The sequence below is a fragment of the Achromobacter sp. UBA4530 genome (assembly GCF_002388205.1).
GTDB lineage: Bacteria > Pseudomonadota > Gammaproteobacteria > Burkholderiales > Burkholderiaceae_B > Achromobacter > Achromobacter animicus.
The window spans coordinates 374461-400423 of record NZ_DGMA01000008.1; the positions used below are offsets into that span (position 1 = coordinate 374461).

The following is a 25963-nucleotide window of genomic DNA, read 5'->3' on the forward strand; positions in this document are numbered from 1 at the left end:
CTCCTGGGTCTTATAGATGGCCGCCGTCACGCCGCACGCATCGCGCTACGTGCGAAATGGCCATAGGTGAAAGAATCGGCGCACGCGCCGCCAGATTTCCGCGAGCCCGTGCGGCTCGAAGATCAGGAAGCCCACGATCAGCAGGCCGAAAACAATGGTGCGCACCGGCGATATCAGCCGCAGTGCGTCGCCGCCCACCGGCAGCCAGCCGACAACCAGCTTCAGGAACTCGGGCACCATCGTCATGAAGATGGCGCCCAGGATGGATCCCAGAATCGAGCCCATGCCGCCCACGATGATGGCCGCCAGAAAGAAGATCGACATGATGAGCGGAAAGCTCTCGGGCGTGACCACGCGGAAAAAGTACGCCCACAAACCGCCCGCCACGCCGGCGTAGAACGAAGACAGTCCGAAGGACAGCAGCTTGTAGCGCAAGAGCCGGATGCCCAGCACCTCGGCGGAAATGTCGCGGTCGCGGATCGCGATGAACGCCCGGCCGATGCGCGTGCGGAACAGATTGGCCGCGCCCAGCACCATCAGCACGGTCACCGGCACGATCAGCCAGTAGATCTTGAACGAGGTGTCCAGGTCCATGCCCAGGACGCGCGCCGGCGGCACCTGCAGGCCGCTTGTGCCGCCGGTGAATTGCCAGTTTGCAAAGATGAAATGCGCGATGAAGGACGCGGCGATCGTGGAAATCGCCAGGTACAGTCCTTTCACCCGCAACGAGGGTATGCCGACCAGCAGCCCGCCCAGCATTGCCACGATGCCGCCGGCCAGCAGGTTGACGAGAACCGGCGTGCCCAGGTGCAGCTCCATCACCCCCACGGTGTACGCGCCCAGGCCCATGAAAGCCGCCTGCCCCAGGCTGACCAGCCCGGTGTAGCCGGTCAGGATGTTCAGCCCCGTCGCGCTGGCGATGTTGATGGCGACCAGGCACGCCAGATACAGCCAATAGGCGTTCGCCACAAAGGGAAACAGCACCAGCGAGGCCGCCAGCAGCGCCAGCCACACGCGCTGCGTGCGCGTGTCGACAAGCGCCTCGTCGGCCAGGTAAGTCTGCTTGGCGGTCGCGATGCGCATGGATCAAAGCCTCTCGATTTCACGGGTGCCGAACAAGCCATAGGGCCTGGCCATCAGCACGACCACCAGCACAACGAACGTGGCCAGCAGCTTGTACTCGCCCCCCAGATACGCGCCGGCCCACGCTTCCAGCAGGCCGATGAAGATGCCGCCAACCAGCGCGCCGGCAACGCTGTCCAAACCGCCCACGATCACGACCACCAGCACCGACAGCCCGAACACGCCCATCGACGACGAAATGCCGCCGATCGCGCCCACGATCACGCCTGACACCGCGGCAATGGCGCCCGCCGTCACCCACGCCAGCGAAAACACGCGCGGCACGTTGATGCCCATCGCATACGCCGCGCCCTGATCCGACGCGGTCGCGCGCAGGGCCACGCCGCCGCGCCAGTAGCGGAACACCACCAGCACCAGCAGCGCCAGCACCACCGCCACCCAGAAGCCGTAGAACACTTTGGGCGCCACGAACGCCTCGCCCACCATGACGGGCGCGCGCGGCATGAACTCCGGCAGGCGCCGCTGATCGGCCGTCCAGATGAGTTCGACCGCGCCGACCAGAATCGACGCGAGGCCCACAGTGATCATGAAGACGGAGATCGGCGATTCGCCCAGCATCGGCCGTATCGTCAGGCGCTCGACAACGGCGCCCAGCGCGCCGGACACGACGACCGCGCCGACGATGGCCAGCCAGATCGGCCACTCCATGCCCGTCGCAAACGCGTAGAACACGTAGGCGCCCAGCATCAGGAACTCGCCGATGGCGATGTTGACCACGCGGGTCGCCTTGTACACGATCACGAACGCCAGCGCGGCCAGGGCATACAGGCCGCCGCTGCCCAGCCCGGCCAGCGACACCTCCAGCAGGAACAGCCAGTCCATCAGGCTGCCTCCCGCAACCGCCGGCGCAGATCGCCCACGTCGCCCGCGCCCAGATACGCCTTGATGACCTCGGGATTGGCCTGCACCTCTGCCGGCGTGCCATGGGCGATCACCTGCCCAAAGTTCAGCACCACGACGTGATCCGACAGGTCCATCACCATGCCCATGTCGTGCTCCACCATCAGCACGGTCACGCCCCATTCAGAGCGCGCATCCAGGATGAAGCGCGCCATGTCGTCCGTCTCTTCGCGGTTCATGCCGGCAACCGGCTCGTCCAGCATCAGCACCTTCGGCTGCATCGCCAGCGCCCGCGCCAGCTCCACCCGCTTTTGCAACCCGTACGACAGCGCCGCGACCGGCGCGTGGCGGATATGGTCGATCTCCAGGAAGTCGATGATGCGTTCTTCGATGTCAGCCCGCAGCGCCATTTCCTCGCGGCGCGCGCGGCCCAGGTAGAACAGCGCATCCAGCACGTTGGTGCGCAGATGCGCGTGGCGGCCCAGCTTGATGTTGTCCAGCACCGTCATGCCGCGGAACAACGCAATGTTCTGGAAGCTGCGCGCCAGCCCAAGCCTGGCGCGTTCCGGCGCATGCACGCGCGTGATGTCGCGGCCCTCGAAGCGGATGCGTCCGGCGGCCGGTTTGTAGAACCCGGAGATCGTGTTGAACAGCGAGGTCTTGCCGGCGCCGTTCGGGCCGATGACCGTGGTGATGGAGCCGGGCGCGACGCGAAAGCCCACATTGGTGAGCGCCTTCACCCCGCCGAACGCCAGCGTCACCCCCTCGGCCTCCAGCAACGCAGGCCTGTCGGACTGATCCACCATTTGTCTCCCCGCTTTTGATGCGAAGTTTTTTTGCCGCCTGTGGCGGGCATTTTTTACGACGGTGAACCTGGCGACCCTGCGAGGCAGGTGATGCAACGAACCTGTCTTTACCTTCGCCAGTACAGCGCCGGAAAATCGTTCTATGCGTTACGCTAAGCGTGCTCAAACCCCAACCAAGCAAGCGCTCGGTTCAGACCATAGCATCGCGGTTTTTTGATCGACAGTTGGTATTTACCCGACAACGGAGACTCGCCATGACCCAGGAACTACCGGAGTTCCAGACGCTGTTGCTGGAGACCGACGGCGCCCTCGCCACTCTGACGCTGAACCGCGCGGACGCGCTCAACGCCATCGATGTCGCCATGGCCCGCGACCTGCTGCGGGCCGCGCAGTGGCTCGAAACCCGCGACGCCGTGAAGGTCGTGCTGTTGCGCGGCGTGGGCAAGGCCTTCTGCGCGGGCGGCGACATCAGCATGTTCACGGGCGACACCGAAACGGTGCGCGCCACGCTGTCGGATCTCTTCACGCCACTCAATGATTTCGTCGCGCGCATTCCGCGCATGGACAAGGTCTGGCTCGCGCAGGTGCACGGCGTGGCAGCGGGCGCGGGCCTGTCGCTGGTGCTGGCTTGCGATCTGGCCATCGCCGAAGCCGGCGCACGCTTCATGACGGCCTACCTGAAGCTCGGCGCCACGCCCGATGCCGGCATGACGCATGGCCTCATCCGCGCCGCCGGTCCCAAGCGCGCGCTTGATCTTCTGTTGCGGCACGACGCGTTCACCGCTGACGAGGCGCAGGAGTGGGGCATCATCACGCGCACCGCGCCGGCCGGTGAACTGGCGGCTGCGGCGCAGGCTTATGCGCAGGATTTCGCCCGCCACGCACCGCACGGCATTGCAGGCGCCAAGGCATTGCTGCGCAGTGCCGCGCACGCGCCGCTGGAAACGCAGCTTGCCGAAGAGACCGCACGCTTTCTGCAGTCGGCCGCGCGGGCGGACTTCGCGGAGGGCGTCGCGGCGTTCCGCGAAAAGCGCCCTCCCCGTTTCACCGGCCAGTAGCGCTAGCGCGCCTCGGCGACGCTGGCCCAGTCGGGCGCGCGCTTCTGCACGAAGGCGCTCAAGCCTTCGTGCGCCTCCGGCGTGGCAGCGGCGTTGCAGAACACCTCCACCGCCGTCGCGACCCGGCGCCGGTACTCGTTGTCGTTGCTGTACACGAATGCGCGCCGTCCCATCGCCAGGACTTCCGGGGGCTTGTCGGCCAGCGACCGCGCCAGCGCGCGCGCTCGATCCAGCAGCTCGGCCTCCGGCGCCACGCGCGTCACCAGGCCCATCGCGTGCGCCTCGTGCGCGTCGAAGGTGCGGCCGGTGAACAGCAGATCGAACGCCCGGTGCTTGCCGACGATGGCCGGCAGATGCACGTAATGAATGGCGGGCAGCACACCCACGTCGATCTCCGGATAACCGAACGTCGCGGTGTCGGCCGCCACAATCATGTCGCTGGAAATCGCGACCGTCATGCCGCCGCCGCGCACCGCGCCCGACACGACGGATATCGACGGCTTGGTCAGATTGAACTGCGCGTCATACAGCTTGATGTAGAGCCGCGTCAACAACTCGCGCACGCGCGCGGGCGTGCTTTGCAGCAGCTGCTTCATATCCAGCCCCGCGCAAAATCGGCCCGGCAGACCGCTCGCCAGCAGCACCGCGCGCACGGACGGATCCGCATCTGCCTCGTCCAGCGCGCCGATCAGCGCGTCCAGCACGCCCACGTCCAGCGCGTTGACGGGCGCATGGCACAGATGAATTTCCGCAATGCCGTCGCGGACCTCATAACGCAAGGGACTCATATCGCATCTCCGTGGGCGGCGTGTTGCTGCACGCTGCCGGTTGCCAACATCGTTGCGACCTCCGATTCGTCAAAGCCCAGTTCCGCAAGGATCTCGCGACTGTGCTCGCCCAGCATCGGCGCGGGCCGCGCAGCGACGCGCGGCTGCCGTCCGAAGCGCACAGGCAGGCCTACGTTGCGAACCTCGCCCAGGACCGGATGCTGGCTCGTCACGATCAGCTCACGCGACGCGACCTGCGGATGCGCCAGCGCCTGGTCCAACGTGTGAATGGCGGAACAAGCAATGCCCGCCGGCTTGAGCACGTCCAGCCATTGCGCCACCGTGCGCGTCTCGATGCACGACTGCACCAGGGCAACCGTCGCATCAAAGTTGCGGACACGTTCGGCATTGGTCGCAAACGCCGGCGCATCCACATAATCCTGCAGCCCCGCCGCCGCGCAGAAACGCCGCCACTGCGCGTCGTTACCCACCCCCAGCATCAGATCGCCATCAGATGCGCGAAAGGCCTGGTAAGGACACATGGCCGGATGCCCGGTGCCCATGCGCCGGGGCACCTTGCCCGTGCGCCAATAGTTCTGCGCCATGTAGGACATCAGGCCCAACGACGTATCCAGCAGCGACACGTCCAGATACTGCCCCTTGCCCGTCTGGCCGCGCTCCAGCAGCGCCGCCAGAATCCCGCTCAGCGCAAACGAACCGGTGCCCAGATCCACGGGCGAAAAGCTGGCACGCGCAAAATTGCCGCCCGGATCGCCCATCGTGCTGATCATGCCGCTGAAGGCTTGCAGCATGACGTCGTAGCCGGGCTCCTCGCCCATCGGACCCTCACGCCCATAGCCCGAGATCTCGCAGTACACGAGGCGCGGGTTGATGCCAGCGAGCGTCTCGTAGTCCACGCCCAGCCGCGCGGCGGTCTTGCCGCCAAAGCCCTGCAGCACGACGTCGGCCTGCGCGGCCAGGCGATGCACCACCGCCCGCCCCGCCTCGGACTTCAAGTCCACCGCCAGGCTGCGCTTGTTGTGATTGACGGCCAGAAAAGTCGCGGATTGGCCCGCATCCTGCGGCAACCACGCCCGCGTATCGTCGCCGGTGCCCACCGGTTCGACCTTGATCACGCGCGCGCCCAGCTCGCCCAGATACTGCCCGCACAGCGGTCCCGCCAGCACCTTGCTCAGGTCCAGGACGGTGATGTTCTTCAATGGAGTCATGCGATGCCCGCCTGCCGTGTTCACTGTTCCGCCTTCAGCCCAATGGTGTTCGCGGCCTGCGTCCACTGCGCGGTTTCCTGCTTGAAGAAGTCATCCAGCTTGGCCGGCGCCACCTGAAAGGCCTCGGCCCCGCGCTCCTGCATCGCTTTGCGGTACGCGTCGCTGGCCACTACCTTGGCAACCGCGGCGCGCAGCTTCTGCACGACGTCGTCCGGCGTGCCGGCGGGCGTCTGCAACGCGAACCAGAACTTCAAATCCAGACTGGGATAGCCCGCCTCTTTCAAGGTGGGCACGTTCGGCAGCAACGGCGATCGTTCGGCGGACGTGATGGCCAGCGCCTTCAACCGGCCGCCTTGCACCTGCCCGATACTGGTGGACATGCTGTCGAACAGAAAGTCGACCTGCCCGCCGATCACATCGGTCACGGCATTGGCGCTGCCCTTGTAGGCCACACCCACAGCCTGAAAATTGGCCAGCTTCTGCAGCGACGCGCCGTACACGTGCGGCGAGCTGCCGGGACCGAACGTCGCGTAGCTCAGGCCGTGCGGCGCGCTGCGCCCGCGCTCGACCAGCTCGGCCAGCGTGTTGACGGGTGTGCGCTCGGGGTTCACGACCAGCAGGTTCGGCATCGCGCCCGTCGTGCCGACCGGCACATAATCCTTCAGCGGATGCATCTTGGCGCTGGGATACATCAGCGGATTGATGGCCTGCATGGCCACCGTGTTGTGCATCAGCGTGTAGCCATCGGTCGGACCATTGAGCACGCTCTGGTAGCCCACGTTGCCGCTCGCGCCCGGCTTGTTCTGCACGATGACCTGCTGGCCCAGTTCACGCGCCAGCGGCTCGGCCACCAGGCGCGCGATGAAATCCGTTGGCCCGCCCGCTGAAAACGGCACCACCAGCGTGATGGGCTTGGAGGGCCACGCTTCCGCAGACGCGGGCGCGGACAGCGCCGAACAAGCGAGGCAGGCGGCAAACAGTTTGTTGAGCGTCATGATGTCTCCTGTGGTTCTTCTTGGATGACGCCCATTATCGGAAGCGGATTGCTATATTAGAAATACCGTTTAAATATGCGGGCCATAACAAAAAAATGATGGCCCGCTTTTTTGAGATCCTTCATGTCCATGTCCATACGCGCGATGCAATGCTTTGTCGCGGTGGTGTCAACGGGTTCGATCAGCCGCGCCGCCACGGCGCTGCATGTGGCCCAGCCTGCGCTCAGTTTGCAGATCCGCAATCTTGAAGAAGACCTGGGCGTCGTCCTGCTGCAACGCAGCGCCCGCGGCGTTACGCCCACCGCGGCGGGCTCGCGCCTGTTGGCGCACGCGCGTGAAATCCTCGGCCGCATCGACGCGGCGCGTGCCGATGTGCGCGAAGACCTCAACGCGCCGCGTGGCACGGTGTCGCTGGCCATGTCGATGTCCATGGCCAAGCTGCTGACGGTGCCGCTGCTGCGGTTCAGCCTCGCCCACTGGCCGGGCGTCTACTTGAAGATCATCGAGTCCAGCACGGGCTACATCCCCGGCTTCGTCAGCTCGGGCCATGCCGATCTGGGACTGACATTCAGCGATGAAGCGTCCGTCGATCTGCGTTTCCAGCATCTGATCGACGAGGAGCTGGTGGTCGTATCACCGCCCCTGGCAAAACGCGGCAAACGCGCATCATCAGAGCTGGCTGCGCTGCCGACCATCAGCCTGCGCGCCCTGTCCGCGTTGCCTTTGGTGCTGCCGGGCAATCCGCACAGCCTGCGACGCTTACTGGATCAATATCAGCAGCGCGAACAAGTTGAATTCCGCGTCATTGCCGAAGCCAACGCCATCCCGCAGCTGATCGAGCTGGCGCAGGCCGGCGTCGCCCATACGATCCTGTCGTTTGAAGCCGTACGCCAGGAGGCCGAGCGCGGCCTCGTGCAATTGCGGCGGATCAGCCGGCCCCGTCTGACCCGCCCGGTATTCCTGTGCCGTTCCGATGTGCTGCCGCTGTCGCTGGCGGCCGCAGCCGTCGCGGACCGCGTCGCCCGCATCATCACCGACGCGGGGCCTGCCGCGGCGCGCGCGTAGCGCTCAGACGATCCGCTTTTCGACCGCTTGCGCCCAGCGGCGCGCGACCGTGGGCGACGTGGCGCAGGTGGCGGACTCGGTGACGACGCGCACCGCCCGTTCCAGCAGCTGGATATCGGCCTCGTGCTGGCGTGCGACGTGGGGGTCTTCAAAGAAGATGACGCGCTGGCATTGGTGCTCAAGCACCAGCTCCGCAATCTGCGCATCGCCGCCCAGCGGGCCGCTCAGGTAGCGATGCACCCACGGCGTGTCCTTGGGCCAGCCGCGCGACCACGCCAGCTCATTGAGCCGGCCGCCGGTCGTGCCGGTGGCCACGCGCCGGGCAAAGCGCGACAGCACATCGAAATGCTCGCTGGCAAACGCCACCATCTCGTCCTTGAGCGCGTCGTGGGCAATCATCGCCAGCGTCTGACCCGAGAAATTGAAATGGCGCGACACGGATGCATCCGGCGCCAGCCCGGCGTGTATGCGTTCGACCTCCATCCATTCGATGGCGCCCGCCAGCGTCGAAATGAACGGACGGCCATGCGTGATGCACTGCCGCTTGAGCGCCAGCGCTTCGGGGAAAATCGACGACGGGTCAACGGGATCGATCAGGTAGATCGCGCCATCAAACGGCGCCTGGCCGTCACGACCTTCGGTCACGCGCGCCACCAGCTTCATCAGGCCGCCCTCGCGGCCGTACGGGTAACGGATCAGACCGGGATAACCCTGCAGCATGCCCTCGCGCACGATCGCATCATGGGTACGCCCCACCGTGTGCAACTGCACGCCCAGCTCGCGGATGGTGGACGAACACGCACGCAGCCAGGTGAACAGGGCAGCGTCGGGGGTTTCATGGTGCAAACGATTGGCGGCCAGGCCAAAACGCAATTGGGCAGCGGGCATCGGTGGACTCGGCTGGAAAGGACAAACAAACGGATCCCCGATAATACCGTGGCGCGCGCGACGCGAGCATGTCATGCGCGAGACCGCGGCTTCGCCCAAAAAAAACGCTCCCTACAGGGAGCGTCTTGTGCAGCCACGATCAGTCGGCTTCTTCGATCCAGGCCATCTGAATGGCCTCCAGGATCTTCTCGCCGCTGTGGGCGGGATCGTCGCTGAAGCCCGGCAAGGCCATGACCCATTCGCGCAACTGCGTAAAACGCAGCACCTTCGGGTCCACGTCAGGGTGCGCGTCGTACAGCGCAGCCGCAATCTCGTAGGTGTCGGTCCACTTCATCAATGGCCCTCTTTGGCGTGATTGATCGTGTACTTGGGAATCTCGACCGTCAGGTCGGCATCGGTCACCAGCGCCTGGCACGACAGACGCGACGTGGGGGTCAGGCCCCAGGCCTTGTCCAGCAGGTCTTCCTCGTCGTCCGTGGCGTCTTCCAGCGACGAATATCCCTGTTTGACCACCACATGACAGGTCGTGCAGGCGCACGACAGTTCGCAGGCGTGCTCGATATCGATGTGGTTGTCCAGCAGCACGCGGCAGATCGACACGCCCTTGGGCGCATCTTCGATCACCGCGCCTTCGGGACAGTAGTCGGGATGAGGCAATACAGTCAGTTTCGGCATAACTTCTTATCAGGCGATTTCGTCTAGTTTGCGGCCGGCCAACGCGGCGCGGATGCTGCGGTCCATGCGGCGTGCGGCAAAGTCGTCGGTCGCGGCGGACAGGGCCTGCACGGCTTGGGTGACGGTGTCCACGTCCTGCGCCTGCTGCGCCGCGATCGCGGCGTCCAGGCACTCGTCCACCCGCTTGCGTTCTTCCGGCTCGAGCAGGTCGCCGTCAACGGCCAGCGCCGCCTGCACCGATTCCACCAACTGGCGCGCGTCAACCTGCTGCTCGCGCAACATGCGCGCCTTGGCATCCGTGTCGGCCTGCGCCACGCTATCGGCCAACATCTGCGCGATCTCGTCGTCGGACAGACCGTAAGACGGCTTGACCGACACCATTGCCTCGACGCCCTGGCTCTGCTCGCGCGCCGTGACGCTGAGCAGGCCATCCGCGTCGACCTGGAAGGTCACGCGGATACGTGCGGCGCCCGCCACCATCGGCGGAATGCCGCGCAGTTCAAAGCGCGCCAGTGAACGGGAATCCGCCACCAGGTCGCGCTCGCCCTGCACCACGTGGATGCTCATGGCCGTCTGGCCATCCTTGAACGTCGTGAATTCCTGCGCGCGCGCCACAGGGATGGTGCTGTTGCGCGGAATGATGCGTTCGACCAGGCCGCCCATCGTTTCCAGGCCCAGCGACAGCGGAATCACGTCCAGCAGCAGCCAGTCTTCGCCCGGCGCCCTGTTGCCCGCCAACAGATTGGCCTGCAGCGCGGCGCCCAGCGCCACGACCTGATCCGGATCCAGATCGGTCAGCGGTTCCGTGCCGAACACCTTGGCCACCGCGGCGCGCACGACAGGCATGCGCGTCGCACCACCCACCATCACCACGCCGCGCACGTCGGCGGCCTTCAGCGCCGCATCGCGCAGCGCGCGGCGCGCTGTGTCCAGCGTGCGCTCGATCAGCGGCTGGGCCAGCGATTCAAATTCATCACGGGTAAGCGTCAGATCGACGTCGCGTCCGCCCGACAGCGTCAGCTTCAGGCTCGTCACGTCGGCGTCCGACAGCGTTTCACGCGCGGCGCGCGCCGCCATCAGTAAACCGCGGCGCTCGGCGGGCGACAGTTCGCCCAAGCCCAGCTTCGCCACGGCATGATCCGCGATCAGGACATCGAAGTCGTCGCCGCCAAGCGCCGTATCGCCGCCTGTGGAAATCACTTCGAACACACCCTGCGTCAGGCGCAGGATGGAAATATCGAACGTGCCGCCGCCCAGGTCATAAACGGCGTAGACACCCTCGGCGGCATTATCCAGCCCGTAGGCAATGGCGGCCGCGGTCGGTTCATTCAACAGGCGCAGCACGTTCAGGCCCGCCAGGCGCGCGGCGTCGCGCGTGGCCTGACGCTGCGCGTCGTCAAAATACGCGGGCACGGTAATGACCGCGCCCACCAGCTCGTCGCCCAGCACGTCTTCAGCACGTTGGCGCAGCACTGCCAGGATCTGCGCGGACACCTCAACCGGGCTCAGATCGCCCTGCGCCGTGCGGATCCGGACCATGCCGGGTGCATCGACAAACTCATAAGGCGCGCGCGTTGCCTGCGCCTCTTCCAGCGACCGGCCCATGAAACGCTTCACGGACACAACCGTGTTCAGGGGATCTTCGGCCTGCTGGGCCAGCGGCTCGCGGCCCGTGGTGACCTTGCCGCCGGGGAAATAGCGCACCGCCGACGGCAGCAAGGCATGGCCTTGCGCATCGGGCAGCACTTCAGCCACGCTGCTGCGCACGGCAGCGACCAGCGAATTGGTGGTGCCCAGGTCAATCCCGACCGCCAGCTTGCGCTGGTGCGGCGCGGGCGACTCACCGGGCTCGGAAATCTGCAATAAGGCCATGATTCTGTTTTTCTGGTCAGTAGGCCGCGCCGGACAGGCGCCCTTGACGGGAACGCCCCAGCGCGCCGTTGGCTATCCCGCGGGCTGCACGTGGGCCAGCTCCTGCGCCAGCTTTTCCACGAACATCCATTCCCGCACCTTGCGCCCGGCCGCCGCGTAATCGCGTTCGTCATCCAGAAGGCGCGTCAGCGTGGCGCGCATCTCGGCACGCGCCTCGTCCAGTTCGGCTTGCAACGCGTTCAGAACGTTAGCGTCGTCGCGCCCGTCATCCAGCATCTCGCGCCAAGTCATCTGCTGCATCAGGAAAGCGCCGTCCATGGACGTGTTGCTTTCGGTCTGCAGGTCCACGCCGGCCTGCTCGCACAGGTAGCGGGCCCGCAGCAGCGGATCCTTCAATTCGCGATAGGCCTCGTTGGCCCGTGCCGCCCATTGCATCGCCACGCGGCGTTCCGCGGGGCTGGCCGTGGCAAAGCGGTCGGGGTGCACCTTCGCGGCGACGGTGCGCCAGGCGTGCTCAAGCGCCTGGCCGTCCAGGTCGAATCGTGCCGGCAAGCCAAACAGGCTGAAGTGATCGTCACCAGCCAAGACTTACACCGTGAACGACTCGCCGCAGCCGCAGGTCGCCTTCTCGTTGGGGTTGCGGAACTTGAAGCCTTCGTTCAGGCCCTCACGGGCGTAGTCCAGCTCCGTGCCATCGAGATACGACAGGCTCTTGGGGTCAATGAAGACCTTCACGCCAAAGCTCTCGAAGACGACATCTTCCGCTTCGACCGCGTCGACATACTCCAACTTGTAGGCCATGCCGGAGCAGCCCGTCGTCCTAACGCCGAGCCGCAAGCCGATACCCTTTCCGCGCTTCTGCAAGTAGCGGCCGATGTGGGTGGCAGCCTGTTGGGTCAGGGTAACGGACATGATCAGCCCGCCACAGCTTCGGCGGTGGCCGAATGCTTTTCTTTGTAGTTCTGCACCGCGGCCTTGATCGCGTCTTCGGCCAGGATGGAACAGTGCACCTTCACCGGCGGCAGCGCCAGTTCTTCGGCGATCTGCGTGTTGCGGATGTTCATGGCTTGGTCCAGCGTCTTGCCCTTGACCCATTCGGTCACGAGCGAGCTGGAGGCGATGGCCGAGCCACAGCCGTAGGTCTTGAAGCGCGCATCTTCAATAACGCCAGCTTCGTTCACCTTGATCTGCAGCTTCATCACGTCGCCACAGGCCGGCGCGCCGACCATGCCGGTGCCCACCGAGTCGTCCGACTTGTCGAACGAACCGACGTTGCGGGGGTTTTCGTAGTGATCCAGAACTTTGGTGCTGTAAGACATGTTAATTCTCCACGTATATCAAGGCGCGGGCGCTTAGTGCGCGGCCCACTGCACGGTGTTCAAATCGATGCCTTCCTTGGCCATTTCCCAAAGCGGAGACATATCGCGCAGCTTGCCAACCCGGCTCTTGATCAGTTCGACCGCAAAGTCCACTTCCTTCTCGGTCGTGAAACGACCCAGCGTGAAGCGGATCGAGCTGTGCGCCAGTTCATCGTTGCGGCCCAGGGCGCGCAGCACGTACGAAGGCTCCAGGCTGGCCGAGGTGCAGGCCGAACCGCTGGAAACCGCAAGCTCCTTGATCGCCATGATCAGGGACTCGCCTTCGACGTAGTTGAAGCTCACGTTCAGGTTGTGCGGCACGCGCTGGTCCATGTCGCCGTTCAGGTAGACCTCTTCGATCTCCGACAGGCCATTCCACAGGCGATCACGCAGCATGCGGATGCGCTCGTTCTCGGTGCCCATTTCTTCGCGCGCCAGGCGGAAGGCTTCGCCCATGCCGACGATCTGGTGCGTGGCCAGCGTGCCCGAGCGGAAACCGCGCTCATGACCGCCGCCATGCATCTGCGCTTCGATACGGATACGCGGCTTGCGGCGCACGTACAACGCACCAATGCCCTTGGGGCCGTAAGTCTTGTGGGCCGAGAACGACATCAGGTCGACCTTGAGCTTCTGCAGGTCGATTTCCACCTTGCCGGTCGCCTGAGCGGCGTCGACGTGGAAAATGATGCCCTTTTCGCGGCAGATTTCACCCAGCGTTTCCACGTCCTGGATCACGCCGATTTCGTTGTTCACCATCATCACGGACACCAGCACGGTGTCGGGACGCAGCGCAGCCTTGAAGACCTCCAGGTCGATCAGGCCGTTGTCCTTGACGTTCAGATAGGTGACTTCGAAGCCCTGGCGCTCCAGCTCACGACAGGTGTCCAGAACCGCCTTGTGTTCGGTCTTGACCGTGATGATGTGCTTGCCGCGCTCGGCATAGAAGTTTGCCGCGCCCTTGATGGCGAGGTTGTTGGATTCGGTGGCGCCGGAGGTCCAGACGATTTCGCGCGGGTCGGCATTGACCAGCTTGGCGACTTGTTCGCGGGCGCGTTCGACGGCCTCTTCGGATTCCCAGCCAAACGCATGGCTGCGCGACGCCGGGTTGCCGAAGTTTTCGTACAGCCACGGCACCATGGCATCAACAACGCGGGGATCGACAGGCGTCGTGGCCGAATAATCCAGATAGATCGGACGGGTGGTCATTTCTACAACTCCTACTTCTTATACGGTGGCGTTGGCAGCAACAGTGGTGGTCGGGGCGTTGGCGGCGGTTGCGCCTCCCACCCGGTTCACGCGCACTGCGCAGGCCTGCGCTTGATTGGTCGCTTCCTGCAATTGGCGCACACGCTGCTGGTCGACGAGATCCTGCAGGGACACCGAATCCAGGTAATCCACCATCTTGCGATTCAACGTAGCCCAGAGTTCATGCGTCATGCACTTGCCCGGCTTGCCGTCGTTGCCGCTCGTACAGTCCCGCTTGCCGCCACAGCTCGTGGCGTCCAGCGGTTCGTCGACGGCGAAGATGATGTCTGCAACAGTCACGTTGCGCGCCAGGCGCGCAAGCGAATAACCGCCGCCCGGGCCGCGGACGCTGTCCACGAGCTCGTGACGACGGAGTTTTCCGAAGAGCTGTTCCAGATACGAAAGCGAAATGTTCTGACGCTGGCTGATGGCCGCAAGAGTGACCGGGCCGCTATGCTGCCGCATAGCCAAGTCGATCATGGCAGTCACGGCGAAACGCCCTTTGGTAGTTAGCCGCATGGTGAATTCCCTGTGATTCCGGCAGTGGCCGCCAGCGAATCCAGCGGTCAATACCCGAGTAATTGGCTCAAGTATAGCCTATTCCCGACTAATTTGGTATGGCTCCCGGCTACAAAAAACCGCGCATCTGCGCGGTTTTTTACTACCTTGTGCCCTGAGAGCCGCTCTGCGAGCGACTCTGCAACCGGCCGATCAGGCAGCCTGGTACTGGGTAGCGCGCTTGCGGACCAGTTCGAGAACACCCTGGCAGGCATCTTCGAGGTAGTCCAGGACTTTGCCGAAACCGTCGGCGCCACCGTAGTACGGATCGGGCACGGTGGCTTCTTCGAATTCATTGGCAAAGCGCATCAGGAGCATCAGCTTGTGCTGGTACGCCTTGGGGCATTGCTGCTGCATGGCGGACAGATTGTCCCAGTCCATGGCGAGGATAAGATCAAAGTCACGGAAGTCTTCCGCGGTGACCTGACGCGCCTCGCAGTGAGTGATCTCGTAGCCGCGCTTACGTGCCGCAGCCTGCGCCCGGGCATCAGGCGCCTCGCCGATATGAAACGCGTGCGTGCCCGCGGAGTCGATGCGCACAACATCGCCCAAACCCGCGTCATTCACCAAATGGCGAAACACGCCCTCTGCGCTCGGCGAGCGACAGATATTGCCCATGCAAACGAAAAGTACCTTGGTCATCATGGAAGCAAGTGTGCGGGAAAACCCGAGATAAGGCAAGCTTTTTTTGCACCTGCGCAATTGACGTAGCGCAAATTAATGTGGCACATAATCCCAAATAAATCATGGAGTTGCAAGCTTGTGTTCAGGTAACCCATGAGACGCAACGCGCGCAAAATTCCGGAATGGTTACACCATGATGGCAGCGCACCACTTTTTGAGCTTTTTCAGCTTGCCGTAAGCGAACAGACATGAATTGAAACGTTCGGCCTTGCCCTACACTGCCCCGTCCAGCAGCACACGCTGCTTGAGGGCATTGAGCGAGTCTCGGGCGGCAGCAGCCTGTTCGAATTCGAGATTGCGGGCGTGGTCCATCATCAGCTTTTCCAGTCGCTTGATCTCGCGCGCCAGGGCCTTCTCGTCCTTCAACAATTCCGCGGGAACTGCCGCTTCCAGCGTGTCGTGTTGGGCAGGCGCCACGATACCGTCGATCAATTCGCGCACCGCTTTGTGGACGCCGCGCGCAGTGATGCCGTTGTCGACGTTGAATTGAAGCTGCTTCGTGCGCCGGCGGGCAGTCTCGTCCATGGCGCGTTTCATCGAATCCGTGATCCGGTCGGCATAGAGAATCGCGTGACCGTTCAGGTTGCGGGCCGCGCGGCCGATGGTCTGAATGAGGCTGCGCTCTGAGCGCAGGAAGCCCTCCTTGTCGGCATCCAGGATGGCCACCAGCGACACCTCCGGAATATCCAGACCCTCGCGTAGCAGGTTAATCCCCACCAGGACGTCGAACGTGCCCAGGCGCAGGTCCCGCAGGATTTCGACGCGCTCGACCGTGTCAATGTCCGAGTGCAGGTAGCGCACCTTCACGCCATGCTCGCTCAGGAAGTCCGTCAGGTCTTCGGCCATCCGCTTGGTCAGCGTCGTGACCAGCACGCGGTCGCCTTGAGAAACACGCGCCTTGATCTGGCCCAGCAGGTCGTCCACCTGCGTGCGAGCGGGCAACACCTGGACGATAGGGTCGACAAGGCCTGTGGGACGCACCACCTGCTCCACGACGTTGTCCGCGTGCTCCTGTTCGTATGCAGCAGGCGTTGCCGAAACAAATACGCACTGGCGCATCCGCGTCTCGAACTCCTCGAGCTTGAGCGGACGATTGTCCAGCGCCGACGGCAGGCGAAAACCGTACTGCACCAGCGTTTCCTTGCGGGACCGGTCGCCGCGGTACATAGCGCTGAGCTGGCCGATCGTGACGTGGCTCTCGTCAATGAACATCAGCGCGTCGGACGGCAAATAATCAATCAGGGTCGGTGGCGGGTCGCCCGGCGCGGCGCCTGACAAATGACGCGAGTAGTTCTCGATGCCCTTGCAGAACCCAAGCTCCTGCAGCATTTCCAGATCGAAGCGGGTGCGTTGCTCAAGACGCTGAGCCTCGACCAGGTGACCATCGTCGACGAACCGCTTGACGCGTTCCCGCAGCTCTTCCTTGATGGTTTCGATGGCGCGCAGCACGGTGTCGCGCGGCGTCACGTAATGCGAGCCGGGATAGACGGTGAAGCGCGGCAGCTTCTGGCGGATGCGACCCGTCAGAGGATCGAACAGTTCGAGCGTTTCGATTTCGTCATCGAACAACGTCACGCGCAACGCGAGCTCGGCGCTTTCTGCCGGGAAGATGTCGATGGTCTCGCCACGCACGCGGAAGACCCCACGCGTGAACTCGGCGTCATTACGGGTGTACTGCATGGCGACCAGGCGCGCGAGGATCTCGCGGCGGGCGATCTGGTCGCCCGCGCGAAGGATCAACACCATCGCGTGATAGTCGCCCGGGTTGCCGATACCGTAGATGCACGACACCGTGCCCACGATGATCGTGTCGCGCCGTTCGAGCAGGCTTTTGGTGGCCGACAGCCGCATCTGCTCGATGTGTTCGTTGATGGACGAGTCTTTTTCAATGAACAGGTCGCGCGTCGGCACATAGGCCTCGGGCTGGTAGTAATCGTAGTAAGAGACGAAATACTCCACCGCGTTCTTCGGGAAGAACTCGCGCATTTCGGCGTAGAGCTGCGCGGCCAATGTCTTGTTGGGCGCAAGGACCAGCGCCGGGCGGCCCATGCGCGCGATCACGTTGGCCATGGTGTAGGTTTTGCCTGACCCGGTCACGCCCAGCAGCGTCTGGTACATGAGGCCGTCTTCGACACCCTGCGTCAGCCCTGCGATAGCCGTGGGCTGGTCCCCCGCAGGCGGATAGGGTTGATAGAGGTGAAACGGGCTGTCAGGGAAATCGACGAATCCCGGACCTGCGGCGGGAGCCCCCGCGCTCGGGTCTATTGCGCTCTTAGGCATGCTAGACTGTTCCAGGGTAAACCCCCCATTATCCACAGCACTTCGTACTGCGTCCACCCACCTCATCAGAGTCCCATGAGCACCCTATTCGATTCCGTCGAGCTCGCGCCGCGCGACCCCATTCTTGGCCTGAACGAACAATACAACGCGGACACCCGCCCCGGTAAAGTGAACCTGGGCGTGGGCGTGTATTACGATGATCAGGGACGGATCCCGCTCCTGGGCGCAGTGCGCAAGGCCGAAACCGCCCGCATCGAAGCCGCCGCCGCTCGCGGCTATCTGCCGATCGAAGGCATCGCCGGCTACAACGCCGGTGCTCAGGCGCTGCTGCTGGGCAAGGATTCCGCGCTGGCTGCCGCTGGTCGCGTGCTGACCACGCAAGCTCTGGGCGGCACTGGCGCCCTGAAGATCGGCGCCGATTTCCTGCGCCAATTGCTGCCGGGCTCCAAGGTCCTGATCAGCGATCCCAGCTGGGAAAACCACCGCGCCCTGTTCGAACGCGCCGGTTTTGAAGTCGGCACCTATGCCTACTACGACGCCACCACCCGCGGCCTGAATTTCGAAGCCATGCTGGCCGACCTGAAGGCCGCGCCCGCCAAGACCGTCGTCGTGCTGCATGCGTGCTGCCACAACCCCACGGGCGCGGATCCCACCCCCGACCAGTGGAAGCAGATCGCCGCTGTCGTCAAGGAAAACAACCTGGTCCCGTTCCTGGACATCGCCTACCAAGGGTTTGGCGACGGCCTGACGGAAGACGCCTCGGTCGTGCGCCTGTTCGCGGACCTGGACATGACCATGTTCATCAGCTCGTCGTTCTCGAAGTCGTTCTCGCTGTACGGCGAGCGCGTCGGCGCGCTGACCGTCGTGGCCGGCAGCAAGGACGAAGCCACGCGCGTGCTGAGCCAGCTCAAGCGTGTCATCCGCACCAACTACTCCAACCCGCCCACGCACGGAGGCACGGTGGTCTCCACGGTGCTGAACACGCCCGAGCTGTTCGCCCTCTGGGAAGAAGAACTGGCCGGCATGCGTGATCGCATCCGCCTGATGCGCGCGCAACTGGTCGACAAGATCAAAGAGCACGGCGGCAAGCAGGACTTCAGCTTCGTGCTGAAGCAGCGCGGCATGTTCTCGTACTCGGGCCTCTCCGCCGCTCAGGTGGACCGTCTGCGTGAAGAACATGGCGTCTACGCCGTGTCCAGCGGACGCATCTGCGTGGCCGCGCTGAACAGCGGCAACATCGACAAGGTGGCAGCCGGAATCGCAGCTGTGCTGTAAATCACCAGGCGGCCCAAGCCGTCTTCAGCCAGAAACGGGACCTGCGGGTCCCGTTTTTGCTGCATTCGAGACCGGCTTGCTTTTTTGCGCTGCGTCCCCCAGAATGGCGCTGTATATATGTACAGTCCGCTCGCACCGGATCATCGCCATGGCCAGCAAACTCACGGATCGCCAACAACAAATCCTGGACCTCATCAGGCAAACGGTCACGCGCACCGGCTTTCCGCCGACGCGTGCCGAGATCGCCCAGGCCCTGGGTTTTCGCTCTCCCAACGCCGCCGAAGACCACCTTAAGGCGTTGGCACGCAAGGGCGCCATCGAGCTCACGGCCGGCGCCTCGCGGGGCATCCGCTTGAAGGACGCCGCCACCGCGCCCGCCCAGGCCTCACTCCCCATCCCTGCCCTCGCCCAGCTTCTCTTGCCGCTGGTCGGCCGTGTTGCGGCAGGTAGCCCGATTCTTGCGGCCGAGCATGTCGAACGCGAAGTCGGCGTAGACCCCAGCCTCTTTGCCCAGGCGCCCGACTATCTGCTTAAAGTCCGCGGCATGAGCATGCGCGACGCAGGCATCCTTGAAGGCGATCTGCTGGCTGTCAAAAAGGCTTCTGAAGCCCGCAATGGCCAAATCGTGGTGGCTCGTATCGGCGACGATGTCACGGTCAAGCGCCTTCAACGCCAGAACGGCCATATCGAGCTCCTGCCCGAAAATCCCGACTTCGAAACCATCGTGGTCAAGGCCGATCAGGAATTCGCGCTGGAAGGCATTGCGGTGGGTCTTATCCGCACGCAAGCGCTGCACTAGGCCGGAACCTTGTCCTGCTCATAGCCAAGCCCTGCAGGCGGCTTACGCCGCCTACGCCATACCTCGCTACCGGTACGCCACATCCAAAAGAAAACCCCGCTCACCGAGCGGGGTTTTTTGCTTTGGGGCGGTCCGTAAGACTTTAGACACCCTTGGGCTTCGGACGCCCTCTTTCCAGAGCGCCCTGGCGTTCAAGACGCCATCAGTGCTTCATGACCGGGTCGGTAGAGCCGGGTTCAGCCGGCTTGGCAACCAGGGGCTCCTTGACGGCTTCTTCCTCGGCCAACGGCTCCGGCAGACGCTCCAAGGCCAGTTCCAGCACCTTGTCGATCCAACGCACCGGCACGATCTCGAGGTGGTTCTTGACGTTGTCCGGGATCTCCGCCAAATCCTTGACGTTTTCTTCCGGAATCAGAACCGTCTTGATACCGCCGCGGTGAGCCGCGAGCAGCTTTTCCTTCAGGCCGCCGATTGGCAGCACTTCGCCGCGCAGCGTGATCTCGCCCGTCATGGCGACGTCGGCGCGCACCGGGATGCGCGACAGGGCCGACACCATGGCCGTGGTGATCGCGATACCCGCGGACGGACCGTCCTTGGGCGTCGCACCTTCCGGCACGTGCACGTGCATGTCGTGCTTTTCGAAGACGCTGTCGGCAAAGCCCAGGCGGCGAGCCCGCGAACGCACGACGGTGCGCGCCGCTTCGACCGATTCCTTCATCACATCGCCGAGCGAACCCGTACGCTGGATGACGCCCTTACCGGGCATGTCCGCAACTTCGATCGTCAGCAGGTCGCCGCCGACTTCCGTCCACGCCAGGCCGGTCACCTGACCGATCTGGTTTTCCTTTTCGGCCATGCCAAACGCGTAGCGGCGCACACCGAGGTAATCGCTGAGGTTGTCGGCCGTGACGTTGACCGCCTTGACCTCGAGCGTCTTGCCCTCGGCCTTGGCGCGATCGCTTTGGGTCAGCAATTGCTTGATGACCTTGCGGCAGATCTTGCCCACTTCGCGTTCGAGCGCACGGACACCGGCTTCGCGGGTGTAGTAACGCACGATATCGCGCAGCGCGCTGTCGTCGACCGTCAGCTCGGTATCCTTCACGCCGTTGTTCTTCATCAGCTTGGGCAGCAGATGGTCGCGGGCGATGTGGATCTTTTCTTCCTCGGTGTAACCCGACAGGCGGATCACTTCCATACGATCCAGCAGGGCCGGCGGAATGTTCAGCGTGTTGCTGGTGGCCACGAACATGACGTCGGAGAGATCGAAGTCGACCTCGATGTAGTGGTCCTGGAATGTGTGGTTCTGTTCCGGGTCCAGCACTTCGAGCAGGGCCGACGAGGGATCGCCGCGGAAATCCATTCCCAGCTTGTCGATTTCATCAAGCAGGAACAGCGGATTGCGCACGCCAACCTTCGACATGTTCTGCACGATCTTGCCGGGCATCGAGCCGATGTACGTACGACGGTGACCGCGGATCTCGGCTTCGTCACGCACGCCGCCCAAGGCCATACGCACGAACTTGCGGTTCGTGGCCTTGGCGATCGACTGACCAAGCGAGGTCTTACCGACGCCCGGAGGGCCGACCAGGCACAGAATCGGCGCCTTCACCTTGTCTACGCGCTGTTGCACGGCAAGATATTCGAGGATCCGTTCCTTGACCTTTTCGAGACCGTAGTGGTCGTTGTCCAGCACCGTCTCGGCGTTGCTGATCGAGTTGTTGATCTTGCTCTTCTTTCTCCAGGGGAGATTGATGAGCGTGTCGATATAGTTGCGCACCACAGTGGCTTCGGCCGACATGGGCGACATGAGCTTGAGCTTCTTGAGCTCGGCATCGGCTTTCTTGCGCGCCTCTTTGGGCATGTGGGCAGCGATGATCTTCTTTTCAAGCTCTTCGATGTCCGCGCCCTCTTCGCCTTCGCCCAACTCTTTCTGAATGGCCTTGACCTGCTCATTCAGGTAGTAGTCGCGCTGGCTCTTTTCCATCTGCTTCTTCACGCGGCCACGAATCCGCTTCTCGACCTGGAGAATGTCGATTTCGGTTTCGAGTTGCGTGAGCAAGCCTTCGAGGCGTTCGGAGGTGCCGGTGATCTCGAGCATCTTTTGCTTCTGCTCGAGCTTCAGGGGAAGATGCGCGGCGATCGTGTCGGCCAGGCGGCCTGCATCGTCGATGCCAGCCAGCGAGGTGAGGATCTCGGGCGGGATCTTCTTGTTGAGCTTCACGTACTGCTCGAACTGCGCAACGATGGCGCGGCGCAAGGCTTCGGTTTCGGAGCCCTGCATGGCGTCCGGTTCGATAGGCGACACCTGGCAGGTGAAGTGCGAATCGGCGTCTTCGATGGTGTTGATGCGCGCGCGTTGCGTGCCTTCAACCAGCACCTTCACGGTGCCGTCGGGCAGCTTGAGCATTTGCAGGATGCCGGCGACGCAGCCAATTTCGTATACGTCTTCAGGCGTGGGGTCATCTTTGCCGGCGGACTTTTGAGCCACCAGCATGATGCTTTTGCCCGCTTCCATCGCGACCTCGAGCGCGCGGATGGAGCGCGGACGGCCGACGAACAGCGGGATGACCATATGCGGGAACACTACGACATCGCGCAGCGGCAGCAGGGGAAGGTCGATCGGGTCGGAAGGCAGGGTCTGGCTGGCAGACATATGAGGTTCCTCGGTATGACTCGGCGTATGGGGACGGGACACCCGGGTAATACCCGAGCAAACTCGTCAATTACGTCTGTTATGGGAACAATAGCCGAAAATTCAAGATCTCGGCCGCCTGGATCACCAAAAGGCCCCAAAAAGGCCCTGGAACCGTCTTCAGTATGCGGCCATGGCGGCCGGCTGAAAAGTGTGATCGTGGATGGAGAAGCGCCCTAGGCAAAAAAACCCGTTACGAGAACGGGCTTTTTTGAAATATCAGGCGGCGGCGTCGCGGACTTCGCCGCGCTCCGGCTTCTCTGGCGCGGCGTTTTCATCCGCGTAGATCAGCAAGGGCTTGCCCTCGCCTTCGATGGCGTTTTCGTCGAGCACCACACGCTTGACGTTGCCCTGCGAGGGCAGGTCGTACATGGTGTCGAGCAGCGCCTGCTCGATGATGGAACGCAGGCCGCGAGCACCCGTCTTGCGACGCAGCGCCTTGCGGGCGATGGCCTTCAGTGCGGCGGGGCGAACGTCGAGCTCGGCGCCTTCCATGGCGAACAGCTTCTGGAATTGCTTAAGCAGGGCGTTCTTGGGCTCGGTCAGAATCTGGACGAGCGCGGCTTCGTCCAGCTCGTCCAGCGTGGCGACCACGGGCAGACGGCCGACCAGTTCGGGGATGAGACCGAACTTGATGAGGTCTTCGGGCTCGACTTCGGAGAACAGTTCACCGACGCCGCGCTCGGACTTGGCGCGCACGGACGCCGAGAAGCCGATACCGGACTTTTCAGTGCGGTCGCGGATGACCTTTTCCAGTCCGTCGAAGGCGCCGCCCACGATGAACAGGATGTTGGTCGTGTCGACCTGCACGAAATCCTGGTTGGGGTGCTTGCGCCCGCCCTGCGGGGGCACCGACGCCACCGTGCCTTCGATCAGCTTCAGCAAGGCTTGCTGCACGCCCTCGCCCGACACGTCGCGGGTAATGGACGGGTTGTCGGACTTGCGCGAAATCTTGTCGATCTCGTCGATGTAGATGATGGCGCGCTGGGCTTTTTCGACTTCATAGTTGCAGTTCTGCAGCAACTTCTGAATGATGTTTTCGACGTCTTCACCCACATAACCGGCTTCGGTCAGCGTGGTGGCGTCGGCCATGACGAAGGGCACGTTCAGCATGCGAGCCAGCGTCTGGGCCAGGAGCGTCTTGCCGGAGCCGGTGGGCCCGATCAGCATGATGTTGCTCTTGGAGAGCTCGACTTCGTCGCCCTTGATTTCGCCGTGGCGAATGCGCTTGTAGTGGTTGTAGACGGCCACGGCCAGCATGCGCTTGGGCGACGATTGCCCAATGACGTACTGGTCGAGGAAAGTCTTGATTTCAGCCGGAGTGGGCAGCTCGGAACGAATCGCCGCGCGCGCGGTGGCCTGCGCCTCTTCGCGGATGATGTCGTTGCACAGATCTATGCATTCATCGCAGATGAACACCGACGGACCCGCGATCAGCTTGCGGACTTCGTGCTGGCTTTTATTGCAAAACGAGCAATGCAGCACCTTAGCGTCTGCCGATCCCTTTTTTTCAGGCATATTTCTTTCGTATCTCAGGTAAAGATGCGCCAGGCCGGGTAAATGGCCTAGCGCATGCGCTTACTCAAACATGATGGCAGCGGGTCTGGTTCAACCGGGAAGTCAGCCTTCGGACCGGGAGGCCATGACCTTGTCCACCAGGCCATACGATACCGCATCTTCGGCCGACATGAAGTTGTCACGTTCCGTGTCCAGCTCGATGCGCTCCATGCTCTGTCCGGTGTTGTTGGACAGGATGCGGTTGAGGCGCTCGCGCAGGTCCAGGATTTCGCGGGCCTGGATCTGGATGTCGGAAGCCTGCCCCTGGGCGCCGCCCGAGGGCTGGTGAATCATGATGCGCGAGTTGGGCAGGGTGAAACGCTTGCCCTTCTTGCCAGCCGCCAGCAGGAACGCGCCCATGCTGGCCGCGAGGCCGGTGCACAGGGTGGACACGTCCGGCTTGACGAACTGCATGGTGTCAAAAATGGCCATTCCCGCGTACACCGACCCGCCGGGCGAGTTGATGTACAGGGAAATGTCCTTGTCAGGATTCTCCGATTCCAGGAACAGCAACTGAGCCACGACCAGGTTGGCCGTGGCGTCGTTCACCGGACCCACCAGGAAAATGAGCCGTTCGCGGAGCAGACGCGAATAGATGTCGTAGGCGCGCTCGCCGCGCCCCGACTGCTCGATCACCATGGGAATGTAGCCCAGGCCGGTGGGGGTCACCGAAGACCCGCCATTCATTGCCGCATAGAAATCGGTGAATCTCTGCATAGTGTTACGCCATCCCCATCAACTGATCGAAAGCCACCTTTTCGTCGGTGACCTTGGCCTTTTCCAGAACATGCGCGACGACGTTGTCTTCGAGCACGATAGCCTCGATTTCAGCACGACGCTGGCGGTCTGCCAGGTAATAGCTGACAACCTGGGCGGGTTGTTCGTAGTTCTGGGCGAATTCTTCGATGCGTGCGCGCACCTGTTCCGGCTTGGCTTGCAGCTGAGCTTGCTTGACCAGTTCGGACACCAGCAGGCCCAAGCGGACGCGGCGCTCGGATTCGGTCGAGAAAGCCTCGGCCGGGATCGGCACGGATTCGGCGTTAGGCACGCCGCGCTGCTTCAGTTCTTCGCGGGCAGCGGCGATACGGCCTTGCACGTCGTTGTCGATCAGAGCCTTCGGCACGTCGAACTTGCCGGCTTCGACCAGGGCGTCCATGACGCTGGCCTTGGTGCGGCCTTGCGAACGGACCTTGACTTCGCGCTCGATGTTGCTGCGGATGTCGGCCTTGAGCTTTTCGACGTCGCCTTCGGCTTGGCCGAGCGACTTGGCGAATTCGCCGTTCAGTTCGGGCAGGACGCCTTCAGCCACTTCCTTGATGGTGATGGTGAATTCGGCGGTCTTGCCGGCGACTTCCACGCCTTGGTAGTCATCCGGGAACTTGAGCTGGAAAACCTTGGTTTCGCCAGCCTTCAGGCCGCGGGCGGCTTCTTCGAATTCCGGCAGCATGCGGCCTTGGCCGAGCACGAACGGGAAGTCTTCGGCCTTGCCGCCTTCGAACGGCACGCCGTCGATGGTGCCGGCAAAGTCGAGGGTGACGCGGTCGCCGTCGGCGCTGGCGCGGCCTTCACGGGCTTCGAACGTGGCGCGTTGCTTACGCAGCACGTCCAGCGTCTGCTGGACTTCCGCGTCGGTGACGGCGGTTTCGTAGCGGGTGACGGCCAGTTCGGACAGGTCCGGCACGGCGACTTCGGGGTAGACCTCGAACGTGGCGGTGAACGCCAGCGTGTCGTCGGAAACGCCTTCCGTCTTGGGCTCGAGGTTCGGGGCGCCGGCAACGCGCAACTTGGCGCCGTCGATGGCTTGTTCAAAGGCACGGCCAACTTGGCTATTGATCACGTCGTAGCGGATGCTGGGGCCATGGCTGCGCTCGAGCATGGCGAGCGGCGCCTTGCCCGGACGGAAGCCGGGGACCTTGGCGGTCCGAGCCACGCGCTTCAATTGCGCCTGGACTTCCTTTTCGACGTCGGCCACCGAGACGGCCAGATCAACACGGCGCTCCAGGCCGGAGAGGGTTTCAACCACAGGCTGCATTAAAAGACCTATTTTCCGAGAGATGAGATTACGGGCGGATAAACGCGGCATTTTACCGGAAACTTCCGGAACCCTGACGCAAAGGGGCGCGAGCCCCGGATTTGCCCGGATGCTCGCGCCCCGTTTATCGCCCAAAAAGCGAGGA

General features: G+C 63.5%; 25 protein-coding genes. 4 read left to right on the forward strand and 21 right to left on the reverse strand.

Annotated features, from left to right (window positions below; all coding sequences use genetic code 11):
• Window positions 1-45: 45 nt before the first annotated feature.
• Genes B2W22_RS08515 through B2W22_RS08525 form a run of 3 tightly spaced genes read right to left on the reverse strand, consistent with a single transcriptional unit; the run spans window position 46 to window position 2789 of the window.
• The gene (locus B2W22_RS08515; RefSeq protein ID WP_286937207.1) at window positions 46-1083 is read right to left on the reverse strand and encodes a branched-chain amino acid ABC transporter permease; all 1038 of its coding nucleotides are present in this window, start codon (window positions 1081-1083) and stop codon (window positions 46-48) included.
• Window positions 1084-1086: 3 nt separating this feature from the next.
• Window positions 1087-1965: a branched-chain amino acid ABC transporter permease gene (locus B2W22_RS08520; protein WP_175123392.1), complete on the reverse strand. Its 879-nt coding sequence runs from the start codon at window positions 1963-1965 to the stop codon at window positions 1087-1089.
• Window positions 1965-2789 carry an ABC transporter ATP-binding protein gene (locus B2W22_RS08525; protein WP_175123393.1) on the reverse strand — a complete coding sequence of 275 codons (825 nt, stop codon included), beginning with the start codon at window positions 2787-2789 and terminating at the stop codon, window positions 1965-1967. Before B2W22_RS08525 ends, B2W22_RS08520 begins: the two co-directional genes overlap by 1 nt.
• 254 nt (window positions 2790-3043) lie before the next feature.
• Here B2W22_RS08525 and B2W22_RS08530 point away from each other — a divergent pair, with 254 nt between their 5' ends.
• Entirely contained in the window at window positions 3044-3847 is an 804-nt protein-coding gene (locus B2W22_RS08530) for an enoyl-CoA hydratase/isomerase family protein (protein WP_286937208.1), read from the forward strand.
• Window positions 3848-3849: 2 nt separating this feature from the next.
• Here B2W22_RS08530 and B2W22_RS08535 read toward each other — a convergent pair whose 3' ends face one another.
• The 3 genes from B2W22_RS08535 to B2W22_RS08545 are packed head-to-tail and all read right to left on the reverse strand — an operon-like array spanning window position 3850 to window position 6838.
• Window positions 3850-4635: an enoyl-CoA hydratase/isomerase family protein gene (locus tag B2W22_RS08535; protein WP_286937210.1), complete on the reverse strand. Its 786-nt coding sequence runs from the start codon at window positions 4633-4635 to the stop codon at window positions 3850-3852.
• Window positions 4632-5843, reverse strand: coding sequence for a CaiB/BaiF CoA transferase family protein (locus B2W22_RS08540; protein ID WP_286937211.1), 1212 nt, complete (start codon window positions 5841-5843; stop codon window positions 4632-4634). Before B2W22_RS08540 ends, B2W22_RS08535 begins: the two co-directional genes overlap by 4 nt.
• Before the next feature lie 20 nt (window positions 5844-5863).
• Window positions 5864-6838: a Bug family tripartite tricarboxylate transporter substrate binding protein gene (locus B2W22_RS08545; RefSeq protein ID WP_286937212.1), complete on the reverse strand. Its 975-nt coding sequence runs from the start codon at window positions 6836-6838 to the stop codon at window positions 5864-5866.
• A gap of 123 nt (window positions 6839-6961) precedes the next feature.
• Between B2W22_RS08545 and B2W22_RS08550 the strand changes: the two genes are divergently transcribed.
• On the forward strand, window positions 6962-7903 hold the full coding sequence (locus tag B2W22_RS08550; protein WP_286937213.1) for a LysR family transcriptional regulator: 942 nt from the start codon (window positions 6962-6964) through the stop codon (window positions 7901-7903).
• A 3-nt stretch (window positions 7904-7906) separates the two neighbouring features.
• On the opposite strand, the gene B2W22_RS08555 is transcribed toward B2W22_RS08550, so the two are convergent.
• The 11 genes from B2W22_RS08555 to uvrB all read right to left on the reverse strand — a co-directional run bounded on the left by B2W22_RS08555 (window position 7907) and on the right by uvrB (window position 17463).
• The gene (locus tag B2W22_RS08555) at window positions 7907-8791 is read right to left on the reverse strand and encodes a methylglyoxal synthase (RefSeq protein WP_175123398.1); all 885 of its coding nucleotides are present in this window, start codon (window positions 8789-8791) and stop codon (window positions 7907-7909) included.
• Between the two features lie 139 nt (window positions 8792-8930).
• Complete coding sequence (gene iscX / locus B2W22_RS08560; RefSeq protein ID WP_175123399.1) at window positions 8931-9125, reverse strand: Fe-S cluster assembly protein IscX; 195 nt, start codon at window positions 9123-9125, stop codon at window positions 8931-8933.
• Window positions 9125-9466: an ISC system 2Fe-2S type ferredoxin gene (gene fdx / locus B2W22_RS08565; protein WP_013394592.1), complete on the reverse strand. Its 342-nt coding sequence runs from the start codon at window positions 9464-9466 to the stop codon at window positions 9125-9127. Before fdx ends, iscX begins: the two co-directional genes overlap by 1 nt.
• A 9-nt stretch (window positions 9467-9475) precedes the next feature.
• Window positions 9476-11338, reverse strand: a complete 1863-nt coding sequence (gene hscA / locus B2W22_RS08570) for a Fe-S protein assembly chaperone HscA (protein ID WP_286937217.1) — start codon at window positions 11336-11338, stop codon at window positions 9476-9478.
• Window positions 11339-11410: 72 nt separating this feature from the next.
• Window positions 11411-11923, reverse strand: coding sequence for a Fe-S protein assembly co-chaperone HscB (hscB, locus tag B2W22_RS08575; protein ID WP_218344765.1), 513 nt, complete (start codon window positions 11921-11923; stop codon window positions 11411-11413).
• Window positions 11924-11926: 3 nt separating this feature from the next.
• Window positions 11927-12250 carry an iron-sulfur cluster assembly protein IscA gene (gene iscA, locus B2W22_RS08580; RefSeq protein WP_175123402.1) on the reverse strand — a complete coding sequence of 108 codons (324 nt, stop codon included), beginning with the start codon at window positions 12248-12250 and terminating at the stop codon, window positions 11927-11929.
• A 2-nt stretch (window positions 12251-12252) separates the two neighbouring features.
• Window positions 12253-12657, reverse strand: a complete 405-nt coding sequence (iscU, locus tag B2W22_RS08585; protein ID WP_175123403.1) for a Fe-S cluster assembly scaffold IscU — start codon at window positions 12655-12657, stop codon at window positions 12253-12255.
• Window positions 12658-12690: 33 nt separating this feature from the next.
• Window positions 12691-13902 carry an IscS subfamily cysteine desulfurase gene (locus B2W22_RS08590; RefSeq protein ID WP_286937218.1) on the reverse strand — a complete coding sequence of 404 codons (1212 nt, stop codon included), beginning with the start codon at window positions 13900-13902 and terminating at the stop codon, window positions 12691-12693.
• A gap of 18 nt (window positions 13903-13920) precedes the next feature.
• Window positions 13921-14460: a Fe-S cluster assembly transcriptional regulator IscR gene (iscR, locus tag B2W22_RS08595; protein ID WP_056318865.1), complete on the reverse strand. Its 540-nt coding sequence runs from the start codon at window positions 14458-14460 to the stop codon at window positions 13921-13923.
• Between the two features lie 192 nt (window positions 14461-14652).
• Entirely contained in the window at window positions 14653-15144 is a 492-nt protein-coding gene (locus tag B2W22_RS08600; RefSeq protein WP_006386176.1) for a low molecular weight protein-tyrosine-phosphatase, read from the reverse strand.
• Between the two features lie 252 nt (window positions 15145-15396).
• Window positions 15397-17463 carry an excinuclease ABC subunit UvrB gene (uvrB, locus tag B2W22_RS08605; RefSeq protein ID WP_175123405.1) on the reverse strand — a complete coding sequence of 689 codons (2067 nt, stop codon included), beginning with the start codon at window positions 17461-17463 and terminating at the stop codon, window positions 15397-15399.
• A gap of 75 nt (window positions 17464-17538) precedes the next feature.
• Here uvrB and B2W22_RS08610 point away from each other — a divergent pair, with 75 nt between their 5' ends.
• Window positions 17539-18738 (forward strand): amino acid aminotransferase, encoded by a 1200-nt coding sequence (locus B2W22_RS08610; protein WP_105239416.1) that lies wholly within the window; start codon window positions 17539-17541, stop codon window positions 18736-18738.
• 148 nt (window positions 18739-18886) lie between these two features.
• Window positions 18887-19537, forward strand: a complete 651-nt coding sequence (gene lexA, locus B2W22_RS08615; RefSeq protein WP_175123406.1) for a transcriptional repressor LexA — start codon at window positions 18887-18889, stop codon at window positions 19535-19537.
• 202 nt (window positions 19538-19739) lie between these two features.
• Here the strand turns inward: lexA and lon are convergent, their stop codons facing one another.
• The 4 genes from lon to tig form a co-directional block, all read right to left on the reverse strand.
• Window positions 19740-22190 (reverse strand): endopeptidase La, encoded by a 2451-nt coding sequence (gene lon, locus B2W22_RS08620; protein WP_175123407.1) that lies wholly within the window; start codon window positions 22188-22190, stop codon window positions 19740-19742.
• 258 nt (window positions 22191-22448) lie between these two features.
• Window positions 22449-23747 carry an ATP-dependent Clp protease ATP-binding subunit ClpX gene (gene clpX, locus B2W22_RS08625; RefSeq protein WP_056562435.1) on the reverse strand — a complete coding sequence of 433 codons (1299 nt, stop codon included), beginning with the start codon at window positions 23745-23747 and terminating at the stop codon, window positions 22449-22451.
• A gap of 102 nt (window positions 23748-23849) precedes the next feature.
• A complete protein-coding gene (gene clpP, locus B2W22_RS08630) occupies window positions 23850-24503 on the reverse strand; it encodes an ATP-dependent Clp endopeptidase proteolytic subunit ClpP (protein WP_175123408.1) in 654 nt (217 codons plus the stop codon).
• 4 nt (window positions 24504-24507) lie between these two features.
• On the reverse strand, window positions 24508-25818 hold the full coding sequence (gene tig / locus B2W22_RS08635; RefSeq protein WP_175123409.1) for a trigger factor: 1311 nt from the start codon (window positions 25816-25818) through the stop codon (window positions 24508-24510).
• Window positions 25819-25963: the final 145 nt, after the last annotated feature.

Coding starts and splice junctions, on each gene's coding strand:
- iscX (WP_175123399.1), bottom strand. CDS start 9,125: ATGAAGTGGACCGACACCTACGAGATTGCGGCTGCGCTGTACGACGCG.
- B2W22_RS08515 (WP_286937207.1), bottom strand. CDS start 1,083: ATGCGCATCGCGACCGCCAAGCAGACTTACCTGGCCGACGAGGCGCTT.
- lexA (WP_175123406.1), top strand. CDS start 18,887: ATGGCCAGCAAACTCACGGATCGCCAACAACAAATCCTGGACCTCATC.
- B2W22_RS08545 (WP_286937212.1), bottom strand. CDS start 6,838: ATGACGCTCAACAAACTGTTTGCCGCCTGCCTCGCTTGTTCGGCGCTG.
- B2W22_RS08540 (WP_286937211.1), bottom strand. CDS start 5,843: ATGACTCCATTGAAGAACATCACCGTCCTGGACCTGAGCAAGGTGCTG.
- B2W22_RS08590 (WP_286937218.1), bottom strand. CDS start 13,902: ATGACCACCCGTCCGATCTATCTGGATTATTCGGCCACGACGCCTGTC.
- iscU (WP_175123403.1), bottom strand. CDS start 12,657: ATGTCTTACAGCACCAAAGTTCTGGATCACTACGAAAACCCCCGCAAC.
- B2W22_RS08610 (WP_105239416.1), top strand. CDS start 17,539: ATGAGCACCCTATTCGATTCCGTCGAGCTCGCGCCGCGCGACCCCATT.
- tig (WP_175123409.1), bottom strand. CDS start 25,818: ATGCAGCCTGTGGTTGAAACCCTCTCCGGCCTGGAGCGCCGTGTTGAT.
- iscR (WP_056318865.1), bottom strand. CDS start 14,460: ATGCGGCTAACTACCAAAGGGCGTTTCGCCGTGACTGCCATGATCGAC.
- uvrB (WP_175123405.1), bottom strand. CDS start 17,463: ATGCCTAAGAGCGCAATAGACCCGAGCGCGGGGGCTCCCGCCGCAGGT.
- fdx (WP_013394592.1), bottom strand. CDS start 9,466: ATGCCGAAACTGACTGTATTGCCTCATCCCGACTACTGTCCCGAAGGC.
- clpX (WP_056562435.1), bottom strand. CDS start 23,747: ATGCCTGAAAAAAAGGGATCGGCAGACGCTAAGGTGCTGCATTGCTCG.
- B2W22_RS08535 (WP_286937210.1), bottom strand. CDS start 4,635: ATGAGTCCCTTGCGTTATGAGGTCCGCGACGGCATTGCGGAAATTCAT.
- B2W22_RS08555 (WP_175123398.1), bottom strand. CDS start 8,791: ATGCCCGCTGCCCAATTGCGTTTTGGCCTGGCCGCCAATCGTTTGCAC.
- hscA (WP_286937217.1), bottom strand. CDS start 11,338: ATGGCCTTATTGCAGATTTCCGAGCCCGGTGAGTCGCCCGCGCCGCAC.
- B2W22_RS08520 (WP_175123392.1), bottom strand. CDS start 1,965: ATGGACTGGCTGTTCCTGCTGGAGGTGTCGCTGGCCGGGCTGGGCAGC.
- B2W22_RS08525 (WP_175123393.1), bottom strand. CDS start 2,789: ATGGTGGATCAGTCCGACAGGCCTGCGTTGCTGGAGGCCGAGGGGGTG.
- iscA (WP_175123402.1), bottom strand. CDS start 12,250: ATGTCCGTTACCCTGACCCAACAGGCTGCCACCCACATCGGCCGCTAC.
- B2W22_RS08600 (WP_006386176.1), bottom strand. CDS start 15,144: ATGATGACCAAGGTACTTTTCGTTTGCATGGGCAATATCTGTCGCTCG.
- B2W22_RS08550 (WP_286937213.1), top strand. CDS start 6,962: ATGTCCATGTCCATACGCGCGATGCAATGCTTTGTCGCGGTGGTGTCA.
- B2W22_RS08530 (WP_286937208.1), top strand. CDS start 3,044: ATGACCCAGGAACTACCGGAGTTCCAGACGCTGTTGCTGGAGACCGAC.
- lon (WP_175123407.1), bottom strand. CDS start 22,190: ATGTCTGCCAGCCAGACCCTGCCTTCCGACCCGATCGACCTTCCCCTG.
- clpP (WP_175123408.1), bottom strand. CDS start 24,503: ATGCAGAGATTCACCGATTTCTATGCGGCAATGAATGGCGGGTCTTCG.